General features: G+C 57.8%; 13 protein-coding genes and 1 pseudogene. 6 read left to right on the top strand and 8 right to left on the bottom strand.

Going from position 1 to position 16,807, the window contains the following annotated elements; genetic code table 11:
* Nucleotides 1-54: 54 nt before the first annotated feature.
* Together ACM6HV_RS14995 and ACM6HV_RS15000 are read left to right on the top strand one after the other, a co-directional pair.
* On the top strand, nucleotides 55-2,676 hold the full coding sequence (locus ACM6HV_RS14995; RefSeq protein ID WP_414904599.1) for an EAL domain-containing protein: 2,622 nt from the start codon (nucleotides 55-57) through the stop codon (nucleotides 2,674-2,676).
* Nucleotides 2,677-3,022: 346 nt separating this feature from the next.
* Entirely contained in the window at nucleotides 3,023-4,333 is a 1,311-nt protein-coding gene (locus tag ACM6HV_RS15000; protein ID WP_414904761.1) for an ArnT family glycosyltransferase, read from the top strand.
* Between the two features lie 191 nt (nucleotides 4,334-4,524).
* Here the strand turns inward: ACM6HV_RS15000 and ACM6HV_RS15005 are convergent.
* A pseudogene (locus ACM6HV_RS15005) lies at nucleotides 4,525-4,749 on the bottom strand (hydrolase); the annotation flags it as partial.
* A 204-nt stretch (nucleotides 4,750-4,953) separates the two neighbouring features.
* On the opposite strand from ACM6HV_RS15005, the gene ACM6HV_RS15010 reads away from it, so the two are divergent.
* A complete protein-coding gene (locus ACM6HV_RS15010; RefSeq protein WP_414904600.1) occupies nucleotides 4,954-5,583 on the top strand; it encodes a DUF3885 domain-containing protein in 630 nt (209 codons plus the stop codon).
* Between the two features lie 220 nt (nucleotides 5,584-5,803).
* Entirely contained in the window at nucleotides 5,804-6,022 is a 219-nt protein-coding gene (locus ACM6HV_RS15015) for a hypothetical protein (protein ID WP_134786422.1), read from the top strand.
* 310 nt (nucleotides 6,023-6,332) lie between these two features.
* Here the strand turns inward: ACM6HV_RS15015 and ACM6HV_RS15020 are convergent, their stop codons facing one another.
* The 6 genes from ACM6HV_RS15020 to ACM6HV_RS15045 all read right to left on the bottom strand — a co-directional run bounded on the left by ACM6HV_RS15020 (nucleotide 6,333) and on the right by ACM6HV_RS15045 (nucleotide 13,804).
* The gene (locus tag ACM6HV_RS15020) at nucleotides 6,333-7,580 is read right to left on the bottom strand and encodes an MFS transporter (protein WP_414904601.1); all 1,248 of its coding nucleotides are present in this window, start codon (nucleotides 7,578-7,580) and stop codon (nucleotides 6,333-6,335) included.
* A gap of 819 nt (nucleotides 7,581-8,399) precedes the next feature.
* Nucleotides 8,400-9,746 carry a glutamine synthetase family protein gene (locus tag ACM6HV_RS15025; protein ID WP_414904602.1) on the bottom strand — a complete coding sequence of 449 codons (1,347 nt, stop codon included), beginning with the start codon at nucleotides 9,744-9,746 and terminating at the stop codon, nucleotides 8,400-8,402.
* 21 nt (nucleotides 9,747-9,767) lie between these two features.
* Nucleotides 9,768-10,325, bottom strand: coding sequence for a helix-turn-helix domain-containing protein (locus ACM6HV_RS15030; protein ID WP_222014369.1), 558 nt, complete (start codon nucleotides 10,323-10,325; stop codon nucleotides 9,768-9,770).
* Between the two features lie 13 nt (nucleotides 10,326-10,338).
* Nucleotides 10,339-11,628 carry an NAD(P)/FAD-dependent oxidoreductase gene (locus tag ACM6HV_RS15035; protein WP_414904603.1) on the bottom strand — a complete coding sequence of 430 codons (1,290 nt, stop codon included), beginning with the start codon at nucleotides 11,626-11,628 and terminating at the stop codon, nucleotides 10,339-10,341.
* 140 nt (nucleotides 11,629-11,768) lie between these two features.
* Nucleotides 11,769-13,097: an ATP-binding protein gene (locus ACM6HV_RS15040; RefSeq protein ID WP_041064080.1), complete on the bottom strand. Its 1,329-nt coding sequence runs from the start codon at nucleotides 13,095-13,097 to the stop codon at nucleotides 11,769-11,771.
* Entirely contained in the window at nucleotides 13,094-13,804 is a 711-nt protein-coding gene (locus tag ACM6HV_RS15045; RefSeq protein WP_414904604.1) for a response regulator, read from the bottom strand. The genes ACM6HV_RS15040 and ACM6HV_RS15045 overlap by 4 nt, the downstream gene beginning before the upstream one ends.
* A gap of 165 nt (nucleotides 13,805-13,969) precedes the next feature.
* On the opposite strand from ACM6HV_RS15045, the gene ACM6HV_RS15050 reads away from it, so the two are divergent.
* Nucleotides 13,970-14,293: a hypothetical protein gene (locus tag ACM6HV_RS15050; RefSeq protein WP_414904605.1), complete on the top strand. Its 324-nt coding sequence runs from the start codon at nucleotides 13,970-13,972 to the stop codon at nucleotides 14,291-14,293.
* A gap of 65 nt (nucleotides 14,294-14,358) precedes the next feature.
* Nucleotides 14,359-15,000 carry a DUF3313 domain-containing protein gene (locus tag ACM6HV_RS15055; RefSeq protein WP_371260331.1) on the top strand — a complete coding sequence of 214 codons (642 nt, stop codon included), beginning with the start codon at nucleotides 14,359-14,361 and terminating at the stop codon, nucleotides 14,998-15,000.
* Nucleotides 15,001-15,024: 24 nt separating this feature from the next.
* Here the strand turns inward: ACM6HV_RS15055 and ACM6HV_RS15060 are convergent, their stop codons facing one another.
* On the bottom strand, nucleotides 15,025-16,647 hold the full coding sequence (locus ACM6HV_RS15060; protein WP_414904606.1) for a mechanosensitive ion channel family protein: 1,623 nt from the start codon (nucleotides 16,645-16,647) through the stop codon (nucleotides 15,025-15,027).
* Nucleotides 16,648-16,807: the final 160 nt, after the last annotated feature.

Consider the following 16,807-nt stretch of genomic DNA (forward strand, 5'->3'; position numbering starts at 1 on the left):
TGCGCTCGGGCCGCTGTTCCAGATGAGCAAACCCTAGCTACCAAGGACGAGCATATGGACAGTTTCGCTCCTGCCACGCCGGTTCCGCCTCAGCAAAGCGCAATCACCCGCCGCCTGGCGTTTGCGGTCGGTACGCTGTTTATCGTCGGGGTGATTGCCGCTGTCGGCACCCTGCTCAGCATTGCCGCTCGCCTGGATCGCGAGGATGTCGAGCAAACCCGCTTCTATACGGCCCGCGCCCTGGAAAATCGCATCGCGACCTCCAAAAGCTACATCACCAGCTATGCCGACTGGAACACGGCCTACGAACACCTGCATCCAGATGTCGATATCGACTGGGCGTACGACCAGCAAAATATCGGCAAAACCCTGTTCACCACCGACGGTTATGACGGTGTTTTTGTGTTGAATCGACAGGGGACCCAATACGCCGTGGTGCAAGGGCAGCAGAAAGACGGTGACATCTCGCGCTGGCTCGAGGTATCTGCCGCCTCACTGATTGATCAGGTGCAAGGCCAATCCAGTCTGACGGTGCCTGTCAGCACCTACTCACTGTTCGACGGATGGCCGGCGCTAGTCACGGCGGCGGCGATCCTGCCCAACGATGAGCGTCCGGTGGGCGATCCGGAACAGACCTCGGTGCTGGTGTTCGTCGACAAACTGACGCCCGCCAAACTGCGGGTGATCGGAGTCGCTTATGGCCTGAGCAACCTGACCCTGACTCCGGATGGACAACTCGCCGAAGAACAACCACGAGTACCGCTGGACAGCACCGGTTACAGCTTGATAGCGGATCTGAAACGACCCGGGCAGCAATTGTTGTGGTCGTTGCTGCCCACGCTTGGCGCCGTGCTGGCCGTGCTGATGCTGTTGACCGCCTATTTCTTGCGCCACGCCGTGCGATCTTCAACCTACGTCGACCACAGTTTCAGCACCTTGCAGGCTTCGAATCAGGCACTGGAAGCGGCCAACCATGCGCTGGAAGCCAGTGAAGAACGGTTTCGCGCGGTCGCCGAAGCGGCGTCGGACTGGATCTGGGAAGTCGACAGACACTTGCGCCTGACCTATCTCTCGGCGCGCTTCAGCGAGGTGACCGGCTACCCACAAAGCGAGTGGCTGGGCCAGGGCATTGGGCAATTGGTGTCGTGCGATACCACGCCGCTGGAGCTGTGGCTGAAGAAACTCACCGAGGACAGCAATGCCAGCGACTTGCGTTGCACCTACCGCGATCACGCCGGGCAGCAACGCCACTGTCGACTGTCGGCGCGGCCAATTATCGAGAAGCAAACCGTGGTCGGCTATCGCGGCACCGCCAGCGACATCACCGACGAAGTCGCCGCCCATGCGCAGATCCAGCACCTGTCGATGCACGACGCCCTCACCGGCCTGCCCAATCGCAACCAGTTGGCGCGTTATCTGGATGAGGCGCTGTTGCTCAAGGAGCACGCTCCGCCGCTGTCGCTGCTGGTGATCGACCTGGACAACTTCAAGCCGATCAACGACTCCCTCGGCCATCCGGCAGGCGACGCGGTGTTGCAGGAAGTCGCCAGTCGTCTGCGCGAATGCACCCGCGAGCACGACATCGTGGCGCGCCTGGGTGGCGACGAATTTGTCGTGGTGCTCAATGGCATGGACACTCGGCAGGAAGTCGACCGGTTCTGTACCCGGCTGGTCGAGAGCCTGCATCAACCGATGCTCTTCGAGCACCATCCGTTGCACGTCGGGGCCAGCATCGGTATCGCCCTGAGCCGCCGCCAGGGTTTCGTGCCCAGCGAGTTGATCCGTTGCGCCGACATCGCGCTGTATCAGGCCAAGTCCGAGGGCAAAAACACCTGGTGCTATTTCGAAGCGCACATGAACGACCAGATCCAGACCCGCCGGCAAATGGAGAGCGACCTGCGCGGCGCGCTGAAAAACGACGAATTCATTCTGCATTACCAGCCGCGCTACACCGTCGATGGCAAGCACATCGTCTCGGTCGAGGCGCTGGTGCGCTGGCAGCACCCGACCAAGGGTCTGCTGGGCCCGGACGTGTTCATCGGCCTGGCGGAACAGACCGATCTGATCGTGGCGCTGGGGCGCTGGGTGTTGCGCGAAGCCTGTGAAACCGCACTCGAATGGCCGTCAGACATCCTCCTGTCAGTCAACCTGTCCCCGGCACAGTTCGCCCTCAGCGATGTCGTCGAAGACGTGCGCGAAGCGCTGATCCAGACCCGTTTCCCGGCCAGTCGCCTGGAACTGGAAATCACCGAAAACGTGATGCTCGTCGACACCGATGGCGCGCTGGCCACGATGAATGCGCTCAAGGAACTCGGCGTGCGCCTGAACATGGACGACTTTGGCACCGGCTATTCGTCCCTCGGCTACCTGCGCGCCTACCCGTTCGACGGGATCAAGATCGACAAGCGCTTCATCGCCTCGATCAGCAACGGCGCCAACGATCGCGCGGTGGTCCAGGCGATCATCGGCCTGGGTAAAGCCATGGGCCTGACCGTGACCGCCGAAGGCGTGGAAACCGAGGAGCAACTGGCGATTCTGGGCAAGGATCAATGCAATGAGGTGCAGGGTTATTTCATGAGTCGGCCCATCGACAAAGCGGCGTTCGCCCGATTGTTGCAAACCGCCAGAACCGGGCCGGCCGATCATTCGCCGTCGAAGAAAGGTCGCGTCATCTAGCCGGCCTTGTATCACTGCCATTCAATCATTGAAATGCACAAAGCCCGTTTCGACACGCGTTGTTAATACGGTTTTCCTGTTGACTTCAATTGGTTTTGTTCAGGGTGTGTTTAGGGCCGTCATGCTTGAATAGTCCTCGCCGCGGGCCAGGCTCAACATCAAACTCGCGCCACACACAAGTTCAATGCAGGCGTCACCGGACTGTCAGGATTGCGGTCAAAAGAACAACTTCACTAAAGGGTTAGCGATGGATCGATATGATGCCCGGCTTGTTGTAGAGCGCACTTCGCGGGCTGGAATGTTGACGGGACTGATTACGAGAAATCCATGCCTGAGCATTTTTTTCATAACACTGGCCGTGTTCATGGCATTGCAGTACAAACCCGCGGTCCTCAACTACACAACACGCTTTGTCGACTTTGCCGATTACATGTTGCTGCACGGCATCACACTGTTCCCGATCGCCGAAGACCTAAAACCCTATCCCGACTACACGGTCCTCAATACCTTGTTGGTCTACCTGGTGTCCTTGCCATTCGGCCGGGTATCCGTTCTTTCCATGGGTTTTCCGTCCTGCGTGGCCGCGTCGCTGATGCTGGTATTCATTTATCGACTGGGCGCGCTGCACAGCAAGAAGTGGGGGGCGTACGGCGTTCTTTTCAGTCTGCTGACCTGGGCTTTTCTCGACGGCGTCAACTCGCTGGCACTGGATATCTATCCGGCGCTGTTAACGGTGGTGTGCTTCTACTTTGCCTATACGGCCGAGATCAAAAAAGACCCGCGCCGCCTTGTGTTTCTGTACGTCGGGCTGGCACTGGGTTTCGCTTTTCGTGGGCCTATCGGCTTGATCGGACCTGCGAGTGTCATTGGCGCTTATTACTTACTGAGCCGGCAGTGGCGCATGTTGCTGCTGTTTTCACTGCTCTCGGGGGTGATTCTGACTGTAGGGGTGGTGTTACTGGCATGGGCGGCCTACGTGCAAGGAGGGCCAGCGTTCCTCGACGAAGTGCTGAACATGCAGGGCATCGCACGCTTCGGTTCCGACCACGCGCCACGCTATTACTTCTACTTCTCGACAGGTCTGCTGACCTACGGCATCACGGTGTTTTACGCCATCAACGTCATTCTCAAGAAGTACAAACTGTTCTTCCGTTCGAACCGCGATAGAAACATCGACCTGCTGCGCTATCTAACCGGCTGGCTGCTAGTGCTGCTGGTGCTGTTCACTCTTCCGAGTTCCAAGAAAGCACGCTACATCCTGGCAATCACCCCGGCGATTTCATTGCTGGCCGCTTACCTCTTCGTCAGCAAGGAAGCCGCCTTCGTCCGCGCCAAAAACGGCCTGCTCAACGTCTGCCTGAAGTTGCCCCTGCTTGGGTTGGGGATGCTGGTAGCGGTGCTGGTCTACAACAACTTCGCCGATGTTCCGTTACAGCCCAACTACTTGGGTGTAGCCTTGGGATTGTCTGCGCTGCTGAGCTTCTACCATGGCAAACACCAGTACTTCGCCGAGCATCCCTATCGGGAGTTCATGACGCTGTCGTTTGGCGTAGCGGCTTTTCTGATACTGGATATGTTTTTCTTCAACCCGATCACCTACCACCTGGAACTCATGATCGAACCCACGCCAAAGTTTTTGCCGTATTGGTTTTGGTGAAGCCTCTTCCTGATTCATGAGTAAGCGACACGACTGTCCAGTATTCACATGTTGATATCTGACAGAGTCATGACGCATTCAGGGTACTGAATCGGCGGCAGGGCCCTGCGCAAAAGCAGTCGTTTGCAGCAGGAAAAAAATAAAGGTGGCGCCCGCTTTCGCGAGCGACACCTTCATCCACTGCCCGCTAATCAGGCCTTCTTGTCCGCTTCTTCCAGCGCTTTTTCAGCGTTGAACCCGTCGAAGTTCTCGAATACGCCCAGAAAGCCCGGTACGGTCACTTCTCGCGCCCAGTCGCGCTGTAGTTCGCAGTACATTTGCGCCCGGCTTATGAGCTTCGCGCCCGCCTGTTCCATTCTGCGCAACGCCGCCTCGTGCGCGGCGAGCGATGTGCCGCCGACCGCATCGACCGGCACATCTTTATCCGCCATTCGCGCAGGGCCGCTATGGGAAAGCGGTCACTCGCGGGTGTCGCCTTCTGACCGGAAGCTGCCCGTAGGCACAGACAGCAATCGGCCAATAAAGGACGATCGCGGTTTAGCTCAGATCTAACGTATACAGTAATATCCGTCTGCACCGCCCAAGCCATGGAGTCGGGCTATTAGCCATGAAGGGATCAAGTGAATCTACAACTTGAAATTGAGAGGATCTTCGAGGGTAAAGCATTTGCCAGGCCACTTTTCTATACCTATCCAGGAGGTCTGCGTTTTGAGCTCTCTGAAACTGGCGGAGTGATTGAGCAATTTCTAACAGCACTACGAAAATCAGCAAAGATCTGCAGCGATATCTTCCTTGATGACGCGACGCTTGTTGCTTGTCTGCGCGTTCATTCTGGCATCAACCGATTTGCTCATCGGCCCCTGATTCGCGCTCTTCGATCTGCAGACATTAACATACCCACGGAATGCTCAGTCTGGAGTGAGGAAATAGATCCGGAGGAATGGTTTTGCGAAAAGGAGCCGGAGTATTGGATCAACATCGCATTTGAAGCACCCGCCACCCAGCTTCAAACATTTCTTTGGTGTGCCTTGGCTAGGGACTTTTCCGCAATTCAGCCTAAACCCAACTGCATTTTGTACCTCTTCAATTTGAAGAAACATGTCATGGTTTTCCCCTACGACGACAGAGGTATGGATGTGGTCGGCCCCAACAAAAATCTGCTTTTACAGCTGTATCGTCTCCATCATGCTTACCTGCTGGATTACGACCGACACACGATGGACACCACATTTTCAGGGCCTGCGTGCTAGCCTTATTGCTCACATTGGAGCTGAAACCATGCCCACAGCCCACATGGAAACCGTCTCCTTTGTGTCGTTTGCTGCCTCTCACGAAGGGCAGGAACCTGTCCAGAGTGTGTAAAAACTCCAAAGCCAGCTCGGATGATTAAAAATCGCCCCCAAACACGCATTGCCGCATCTGTCCGGCGTCAGTAGGATTCGGTCATCGCTGACATAAATGGATGTGTATATGGAAAGCATGCCGAGACTGGAAATTGAGCGCGTTGCGTATCAAGAGTTTTTAACTCTTTGGGAACGCGGTGTATTCGATAATCAGCGCTTAGGCCAAGCGTTCTATAACCATTTTCGGCTTCATCGTCTGAGCGACCAAACGCGCCTGTTCGGTCTCTATGAAACTGACGGAGACAAGGCCATAACCGCGATCTCCCGCCTGTTCCAAATCAGATAACTTTGACCCCGCGTTTCGCGAGAGCAGGGTCAGCCTTGAAGACCGAGAGGAGATCTAGCGTTTTTACACACTCCGGGCTAGAAGCGGACGTATTGGCATTTGTGTAGTATCTGCCTCTCTTCCAACCTATATGAGGTGCCCGACGTCTAGTCGACACCCCCATCCCCTACAAGAGCTGTCCTAGACCTGCAATACGCCCTTTACTCGATGGAGCGCCCATCACGGTAAGGTCATGTTTGTATGACGTACACGAGCAACCACAATCCCTTGATATTTTACAATAAACCCTTCCATTTACCTGAAGCCTATATCATGTAGCCATAACTGCCGCGAGCTTCGGATGTTTATTTTGATAATACAGCTCCACCTCAGCATCATTCTCCAGGAATTGCCATACCTCTTTTGAACGCATGGAGTATAAAAAGATAACTGCAAACACTCCCAGATACAGCCATACCAGACTCGCCGTGCCGAATTTAGACATGATAGCGCCAGTCATCACGAATGAAACCGAGCTTCCCAACTGACTAATAACCAACGTGGACGCCATCAATCTTACGCGTGCACCCGAAGGTATAGACACAACTCTTTTATCCATTCCGATCAAGGTAATACAAGCACTGGCCGCCCCCGCGAAAAACAGCCAAGGAATCAATAGCCAAACTTCATCGCTTTGCGTCGTCGCGCAAAGTGAAAAAGTCAGTAACGACCAACATCCAAGATATTTTTTGCGCTGATTGTGTCTTTTAGCAATAATTGGGCTCAAAATTAACAAGCCTGCAATAGCTCCACTCGCGAAGACAGCATTCAACAGGCCTGCATTGCCTTCCGCAAGATTGCGAGTATGTATAAGTGTCGGAATCAGCATCGGCACGATCGCCGTGACGGTCAAACCAAGTAGCAGTCCGGAACAGGTCAAAAATTGTTCTGGCGGAAGAATGCATTTAAGTTTAAGCCCAAGAAACATGTCATTAATACGATGTGATGTTGATCTTGGCTTTGTGGGGGCTTCACTTATCGGTAGAGCCATTGCTATTACTACGGCTACCAGTCCCAGTATTGAAGAAAAAAGTAGCGAGATGTCCAATGAATACACCGCAATTACAATGCCCGCTAACAAAGGCCCCGCAACCCTACCCACGGTAACAACGATACGCCGAATGCGAAATGCAGCACTCGTTTGATGTTTATCAACAGTTTCAGCAGGATAGATGCCAAAAAGAGGCTGGACCACTCCAAATGCTGCTACGGCGATAACGTCGATGAGAATCAGGGCGTCAAGCGAATACCAGTTAGAAGCAAATAAGTACCGCAATGCACTGGCAAACAAGATTACAATACAACCTGCCTTAAGAGCAGTACTACGGCGCATCGACTCAACGCGTGGCGCAAAGCACAACATTGAAATTATCGCTGCGAATGCGAGTGCTGTTTCGTAGACAGCCAGTTCAAACAGGCTGCCCCGATGTACAATAATCAGAGGCAGCGTTGTGTTCCAACATCCGAGGTAGATCCAGAGCAATAACTCCAGGTATAGATACGTTCGGAATGTACTCAATTCATAATTTCCTTCTTCGTATGGGGGCCGCTATAGCTCCCTGCCATGGCGACCCCTTCACACGAATCAGCCTGCTACAAAATGATTGACTTTAAAGCTATCTGCGCTCACACCAAACTAAGAAAAGAGGTGGCCGTGCATTTTATTCTTGTCTATATCTCGATTCTTTTCGAAGTACTCTCGATCATACCATCTTACGCCGAAAAACATGGTCAACCCCCTTACCACAGTCGCAAGCTGCCAATCGTAGAAAACGGCCTCAACCGGTCGAACTCCCAATCGCTCATACTGCTCAATACGAAGTAGCAACCCTTAAACACGAACCGTAGCAGAGTGTGTTTCACATTCCAGTTGAGCGCCCTGATAATTAATGTTCAACCAAACTGCGCTGTCAAACTATTTTTTTATGCACCATTGTGGCAAATAAACCACGACCAACGGAGCCTTTAATTGTGGAGATGTGGCTGCAACAGCATCAAAAAGGAGCGCATATGAATTATTTGGTGCACCTCCATAAAGCAAAAAAAGTGTGAAGAAATAATAGTTAGAGACTGACAACCATCCTTTGAATGACCCCTTCTGGCCGATAGCTGCCAGCCAACGTCAACTATTTCCAACTCAGCGCAGACACCGCATGGGATGGCGTTGGATTTTCTCCAGACGTCATTCAAGCCGTTCTTTCGCCATCGTCACGCCCGGTGTTCAAAATACCTGGTGGCTCCATCATCAGTTTGATGAGCGATGGAATTCACCAGTACTGAATTCCATCCGGTCATCGCGGCCGCTGCAACTGACTCAAGTGTGGCGCTGAACCTGTGATCACAAATACCAGCGATACTCCCGCGCACTGATCTCCTGCATGAATGCCAGGTGATCCTGACGTTTGTTCTCGCAATACACGTCGACAAACTCGGCGCCCAGTCCCGCACGCAGTTGTGGCTGATGCTGCAAGGCGCGCACCGCGTCGAGGATTTCCGTCGGGAAATCGATGCCGCTGTTGCGATCGTCGTTGAGGGGAGGGATCGGTTCCTTGCCTGATGCCAGACCATGTTCCAGGCCCACCAGAATTGCCGCCAGCACCAGATACGGGTTGGCGTCGGCGCCGGCCAGCCGGTATTCGATGCGCAGGTTCTTCGTGTCCGACTCGGGGATGCGCAGGCAGGCGTCACGATCCTCGTAACCCCAGCTCGCTTTGGTCGCAGTGTTCACCGTGCCGCTCAAACGGCGCATGGCGTTCTGGTTCGGCGCGAAGATCGGCATGCTGTGCGGCAGCAAATCCAGGCAACCGGCCACTGCATGGCGCAGCGGCTGTTGGTGATTGGCGGCCAGCAGGTTGTTGCCGGCGGCGTCATACAGGCTGACATGCACATGCATGCCGCTGCCCGGATGCTGCACGTACGGCTTGGCCATGAAACTGGCGCGATAGCCGTGCTTGAGCGCAACGCCGCGGGTGCTGCGACAGAACAGCGCCGCCCAGTCGGCGGCGCGCAAACCGTCGTCCAGATGGCCGAAATTGATTTCGAACTGGCCCGGCCCCAGCTCGGCGGTAATCACCGTGGCATCAATGCCCTGCGCCCGCGTTGCTTCAACCATGTCGTCAAGCACCGGGGCGAAACGCGACAGGCGTTCGATGTGCATGTTCGGCTGATCATCGGCGTCGTCGCTCAGCTCGTCGCGAGGGAATTGCGGCAGGCCGTCGCGCAGTTTTTTGTCGAACAGATAGAACTCAAGCTCAAACGCGACCACCGGATGGATGCCTTTGCCCGCCAGTCGGTCGAGGACTTTTGCCAGCACTTCGCGGGGTTCGAATTCGATCGGTTTGGCGGTGCCGTCGGAGGTGATCAGCATTTGTCCCAGCGGTTGACTTTCCCAGGTCACGGGCTTGAGTGTGCCGGGCACCAAGCGGCGCACAGCGTCCGGATCACCGTCGTTGAAGCAGTAATCACCGATCTTGAACAGACCGCCCTGCACGCCCAGCAACACGCAGTTCTGCGGCAGTTTCAAGGCGCTGCCCGCCGCGACTTTTTCGAGCATGTCCACCGGATAGCGCTTGCCGTAAAAATGCCCCGGAATGTCCAGGGAAATCAGGTCGACATAGCGTACCTCGGGGTAGCGTTGGCGAAACGCGCGCACTTCGGCGAGCAGGTCAGAGCAGACAGCGTCCATCGTATTCATCCTTTGTTGTTATCAGGTGTAGACCCAGAGCACGCGAGTGAGCTGCCCGGTGCGGTTGCCGTAGCGGCAATGGGTGTGACTGTCGAATTGAAAGCTGTCGCCGGCACTCAAGGTCACCGGTTCGTCGTCGTTGCCCAGCCACAAGGTCAGTTCGCCTTCGAGGACGTAACCGCCCTGCTCCGAGCTGTCGCTCATGTGCCGGTCACCGCTGCTCGCGCCCGGTTCCAGATGACTTTCGAGCATCGAGAACGAGGCACGCATCTGCGGCGACACCAGAATGTCGGTAATGCCGCTGGCGTAATACAGCGTGCGGCGCTCGTCCGGGCGGGTAACCCACGGCACTTGTCTGGGTTTGGGCAGGCTGTAGAAATAGGTGGTCGGCACGCCGAGGGTTTCGCTGATCGCGGTGAGGTCGGCCACGGTCGGGCGCGACAGGCCGCGTTCGACTTGCGAGAGAAACCCCACCGAACGGCCGATTTTGTCCGCCAGTTCCTTGAGGGTGCATTTCTTGTGCTTGCGCAGGTCGTGGATCAGGATCGCCAGCGCCGCGATTTCTTCTTGCTTGTTCATGGTCAACATCTCATCAAATGCTATCGCGCAGGCGATACCAGGCCTTGCCGATGGCTTCCAGCGGTGCGGCGAAGTGCTTGCCGCCGGGGAAACGGCCATTGCTCACACCTTGATACAACGCCAATTCATCCGTCTCGCCAAGAATTGCATCGGACACCGCGCGGGCGGCGGCCAGTGTCGGCAGCACGCCATGCCCCGAATAACCTTGAAGCCAATAACGGTTGCCCTCGCCGCCGACATCCGGCGTACGGTTCATGGTCAGGTCGATGTGCCCGCCCCAGGCGAATTGCAGTTCAACGCCCTTGAGTTGCGGGAACACCCGTTCGAGAAACGGCCGGGTCGCCGCCGCAATGTCCTTGGGCATGCCACCCAGATAGGTGCAGCCGCCGCCGAACAACAAGCGGTTGTCCGGCGTGCGGCGGAAGTAGTCGAGGACAAACTGGTTATCGGTCACGCAGACGTTGCTCGGCAGCAGCGCGATGGCTTGCTCCGGGGTCAGTGGCGCGGTGGCGACTTGATAAGTGCCGACCGGCAGGATGCAACGGGAGAGTTGCGGATCAAGTTCATCAAGATAGGCGTTGCAAGCCAATACCAGCACGTCCGCCTTCACCGAACCGCGTTCGGTATTGACCCGAAAACCGTCGCCCTCCTGCTGATAACTCAGCGCTTTGCTTTGCTCATGAATACGCCCGCCAGCGCGCTCGATGGCGGCCGCCAGGCCAAGCGCCAGTTTCAGCGGATTGAGGTGCGCGCCTTCGGCGTCGTATAGACCGGCCTGATAGCGTTCGCTGGCGACCCATTGCGGCAGGTCTTCACGGGGAATGAATTGCAGGCCGTCATGGCCCCATTTGTGACTGGCTTCGTGTTGCCATTCAGTCAGCAGGCTGACCCGACGCGGCATCACCGAAGTCCACAAATGGCCGGGGCGATAGTCGCAATCAAAACCGTGTCGCACGGGCAATTCACGCAGTTCCTGCGCGGCCCAGCGCATGCCGTCCCATAGGCGACGGGCGCGCTCATAGCCGAGCGCAGCTTCCAGCGGCGGCATGTCGCACGACCAGCCCAGAATCGCCTGCCCGCCATTGCGTCCCGACGCGGCCCATGCCACGCGACTGGCTTCGAGCACAGTGACGCGCTTGCCGGCCAAAGCCAGACGCAACGCGGTGTGCAGCCCGCTGAATCCGGCGCCGATGATCACCACTTCCGCGTCGTGCGCGCCTTCCAGCGCCGGCCGCGTGCTGAGAACATCGGCGCAACTGTGGGCGTAATAACTGGCGACATGCTGCTGGGATTGCTGAAACATTCGGCGCCTCATGAAATTTATTTCTTATAATTTCATGAAAATCTACAGAACAAATTTCATAGCGACAAGCAGCAAAGCGTTTTCCCCCGTTATCAGGGTCGCCATAACAGCGGGATGTTTCGCACCTCAGGCCTGAGGTGCTACAGCGGCAGCTCAACCCGAGCCTGCAAGCCGCCGCTGCTGCGATTGCTCAACGTCAGTTCGCCGCCCTGCTCGCGCACGATCGCCCGCGCCGCCGACAGCCCGAGCCCGACGCCACCAGTTTCCCGGTTGCGCGAGGTTTCCAGGCGGAAGAACGGGTCGAACACCCGCTGCAACGACGCTTCGGGAATCCCCGGCCCCTCGTCGCTGACGTCAACGCAAACGCTGTAGCCATCGCTGCTCAAGGTAATGGCCGGCTGCTGCGCGTACTTTTCGGCGTTTTCCAGCAGATTGACGATCACACGCTTGATTCCCAGCGGGCGACCTTCGTAGACCAGATGCGCCGGGCCATGGAAATCGATAGCGATGTTCTGGTCGCGGTAGTCGTCGATGATGGTCTGCAGCAACTCCGACAGGTCGAACGCAGTGCTTTGCTCCGGTTGAGTGTCTTCCCGAAAGAACGCCAGCGCAGCGTTGATCATCGACTGCATTTCTTCAATGTCGCGGATCAGTTTGCCCTGATGATCAAAGTCCTCCATGAACTCGCTGCGCAGGCGCATGCGGGTCAGCGGCGCACGCAAGTCGTGGGAGATCGACGCGAGCATGTGCGTGCGCTCGCTGATGTAATGCTGGATCTGCGCCTGCATGGTGTTGAACGCGATGATGGCCTGGCGGATCTCGTCCGGGCCTTCGACTTTGATCGGCGGCGCGCGCAGATCACCGCCAAAGCGGCGGGCGGCACTGGCAAAGCGTTGCAGCGGTTTGGCCAGTTGCTGCGTGGCCAGCCAGGCCACCAGCACGGTGGCGATCAGACCGAGGGCGATGATGATCGCGATGCGTGTGCCGATGTCCAGGCCCCAGGAGCGTTCAGGCGAAGAGAACAATAACCAGCTGGCATCCGGCAGTTGAATCAGCGCCGCGTAGCGCGCCAGCGGACTGCCGCTCGGCCAGTCGGCGGGATTGAACACCCGAATGTCTCGCTCATCACCCAGCAACTGATGCAACCCCGACGTCTTGTTGGCGATGAGCTGCGTACCCCCCGCTGGCAATCCGAGTTCGTCACGTTGCGCACTCCATGTCACCTCCTGCGTCGGGCCGGTTGCCGCGTGCGCGAGTTTCGGGCGTAAAGGCGCTGGTGCAGCCTCGATCACTTTGACGGTCGCAGCAATCTGCTCCAGCAACCCGGTACGTTCAATCGGTGGTCGCGCCCAGGTCCCGGCCACCTCCACGAACAGAAAATTGAGCGCCAGCGAAGCGAGCATGGCCGCGACGATGGTCAGGGCGATCCGTCGACTCAGTGGATCACGGCGCAGGAATCGACGGATCATGCGCGCGTGACCTTGGCGGTGAACAGGTAACCGCCGTTGCGCACGGTGCGGATCAGGTCCGGACGCTTGCTGTCCGGCTCGATCTTGCGGCGCAAGCGGCTGACCTGCACGTCGATGCTGCGATCAAAGGCGTCGTGGCCCTGGCCGCGAGACAGGTCGATCAGTTGCTCGCGGGTGAGAATGCGTTGCGGGTGATCGAGAAACACCACCAGCAGATCGAACTCGCCACCGGACAGCGGAATCATCACGTTTTCCGGGGAGCGCAGTTCGCGACAAGTGATATCCAGATGCCAACCGGCGAAAGCAATCACCGGTCGCGAAGGTTCGCTGACAGGGCTGAGCTGCTCACCGGCACGACGCTGCACGGCGCGCAGGCGGGCCAGCAGTTCACGCGGGGCGAACGGTTTGGTCACGTAGTCGTCGGCGCCCAGTTCGAGGCCGACAATCCGGTCGCTCAATTCGCCCATGGCGGTCAGCATGATGATCGGAATGCCCATCTGCGCCCGCACTTTCTGGCACAGGCTCAGGCCACCTTCACCGGGCAGCATCAGGTCGAGAATGATTGTGTCCGGGCGCTGCTGGGCAATCGCCGCCCACATCGCTGCGCCATCAGCGGCGACATCGACCTCGTAGGCGTGCTGGATGAAGAACTTCTTCAGCAGGGCGAGAATTTCCACGTCATCGTCGACGATCAGCAGTCTGCTCACGGGCACAGGATCCTCAGGCCAAAAAAGAACGCATCTAAAACCATTCTGGCCGCCAGGTCATATATTTCAATCGAGCAACATTCCTTCGTCGCGGACATCAAGCGGACATGCTGCGGCAAAACCCCTCAGGCACTCTGCTCGCCATCGACAACCGGGGGGCATTCAATGAGCGCATTGCACGACAGGTACACCGCCGAGGGCCACGACGCCCGCTATCCGTTGATTCTCAGCCAGCGCACCAGCGCGCCTGATCAGAATACGCCGTTGCTGTTTCAGGAGTTCTGCCTGGGCCTGTCAGATGACCAAAGCCGTATCGTCCTGCGCCGCTATTTCGAGCAGTACGGCCCCAGCGATTCGCAATGGGTGGAGTACGTGCATTCGATTCCGACCGCCGACCTCATCCAGTGGATCATGAGCCACGGCCAGCTGCACATCGAATGCTCGGACAACACCCCGCCGCTCTCCTCCCCAATCACTGCCCGCGCTTGAACGACACGGGTCAAAAGCGCAAAACAAGGATTCGCATGATAAAAAGCCATTGCTTGATGACACTGATGTGCACAGCGTCTCTGAGCCTGTCGGCCTGCAGCAGCAAAACCGTTGAACCGCAGAAGTACACAGGATTTCTGCACGATTACAGCGTGCTGAGCGAGCACACATCGCCATCCGGGCAGACCGTGCTGGGCTGGGTCAGCCCGGCGCTGGCCCGAGGGCGTTACACCCAGGCCTATCTGGCGCCCAGTCAGTTCTACCCCAGCGTCGCGCCGACCGAGCGAGTTCCGCTGAGCACGCTGTCCGGCGTCACCGACTACTACGACGCCGCGCTCAGGCTGGAGCTGGGCAAGGTCATGCACCTGGTATCGCAACCCGGGCCGAACACCCTGACCGTCAGACCAGCGATTACCCGCGTCGCCGCCAGCACCCAAGGCTTGCGCTTTTATGAATGGCTGCCGGTGACCCTGGTTGCCGCCGGCGTGAGCACCGCCACCGGCATCCGCGATCAGGACAGCGAAATCACCACCGAAGTCTCGTTCGAGGATGGCTCCACCGGCGAAGTGGTCGCCGAAGTGGTGCGCAAGGGCACCGGCGTGCCGCTGGAAAACGACAAACAGGTGCTGACTGCCGATGACGTCAAAGGCGTGCTGGACGGCTGGGCCAGCGATCTGGGCAAGTCGTATGCCGCGATCCGGCGCTGACGCCCCCCCAAAGAACGGCACTGACTAAGGCAAATCCTGACCCTCCGGTTTTTGTGCGGGGGCCGTGAACCACTTGTCCTTCGGCACTCGCTTCTCTTGCTGCGGGTCATCCAGATAATGCGGCGACATGATCTGCACGCCATATTCGTTGAACACATCCTGAATATTGGCGTGAAGCATGCTCAGCAACACCGCACGCGGGCGCGGCTGGCTCGGAATGGCCTGCGCTACCAAGCGATATTCGGGATAGAAATCCGACAAGGCAGTCTGGAACACCTGAGCCGGCGGGTCTTCCAGAACACCCGGCGTGCGGCGGGCCGCCTCCAGCAACATCGCCTCGACCTGCCGCCACGGGGTGTCGTAACCGATGGTGACCACGGTATCGACCACGTAACCGGGACCCTTCACGGTGCGCGAGTAGTTTTTGGTGACGGTGCCGGTGATCATCGAATTGGGCAGCGTCAGCACTTCACCCAACCCCGTGCGGATGCGTGTGGTGAACATGCCCAGCTCGGTGACGGTGCCCTCATATTCGCCGATCCTGACGAACTCGCCGGGGCGCAAAGTGCGCGTGTAGGTCAGGATCAATCCGGCTGCCGCCTGCCCCACCACACTGGTGGCACCGAGGGAAATCATCAGGCCGATCAGCACCGACAAGCCCTTGAACGCATCGGTGCCGGCGCCCGGCAGATACGGATACGCCATCGCCAGGGCAAACAGCCAGATGGCCAGCGAGGTCAGGCGTTGGGTCGGTTGCAGGGTCTCATGGTTCAGCCAACTGAAGGTGCCCGGGGTCGCCATGCGCCGCAAAATGCGCCGGGCAAACGCCGTCACCCCACGGGCGATAAAGAAAATGGCCAGCGCCACGCCGAGCCCGGGAATCGCCCCGACAATGCCATCCAGCAGATAACCGGCCAACTCGAACAGGTAGTTGTTGAGGCTTTCACCCCACGGCCGGGTGTAGGGAAATCGCGACAGGACAAACCCGAGCCATTCATAGGTCAGTAGCGCAATCACCAGCCAACGCAACACCAACAGCAGGCGACTGACCAACGGATAGAGAAAATTGGCGTCGATCAACTGCACCCGCCCGACTTTCAGCACTTGGGTATGGCGCTCCATCAACTCGGGCAATTTGCTCAGCAACTTGCGACGCAGGTAGGCCAGGCACCAGAGCAAGCCGACATAGATCACAGTGGACGCTGCCGCCAGCGCCAAAGACCTGAGGATCAGATGCAGGCTGCGCGCCTCACCGGTTTCTGTGACCACCTGGCGCAGTTTCTCGGCAGCGCCTTCGGCAGCCTGCTGCACTGAGGCGTATTCGAGGCCATCAACGTCCTTGGGCGCGACGATGAACGCGCGCTTGTCGCCCAGTAAAACCATGTAGCTGTTGTGGATCGGGTCGATCGAGACCGTCAGATTCTCCGACTCGTCCAGCGCCTCGGTGATGACCGTCTTCGCTCGCTTGACCCGCGTCGCCGGCGATTCGCCCAGCAGCGTCGCGCGAAACAGCATGATGCTGCGGTTGGCGACCTTCAGCTCCACCGCTTCATTCGCAGGCTTTGCCGTCTCCTCAAGCGCCCAGCCAGCTGCGGACCCGAGCAAGGCACACACCATCATCGCTACCGCCAGCAGCCTGCTTCGCATGCGCGTGTTTCCTTACGCCCGGGTGTCAGAGGAATACGTAAGGCAGCGTAGTTGAGCGCTGAACGGTTGTCAGATCGGCTTGCAGGATGAGGGTGATGACAGTATTTCTTCATTGCTGTCATTCACTCTGCGGACAGCCTTCGCCTCCTGACGGGGCGGA

The organism is Pseudomonas sp. IT-P260, assembly GCF_949768395.1.
GTDB lineage: Bacteria > Pseudomonadota > Gammaproteobacteria > Pseudomonadales > Pseudomonadaceae > Aquipseudomonas > Aquipseudomonas parakoreensis.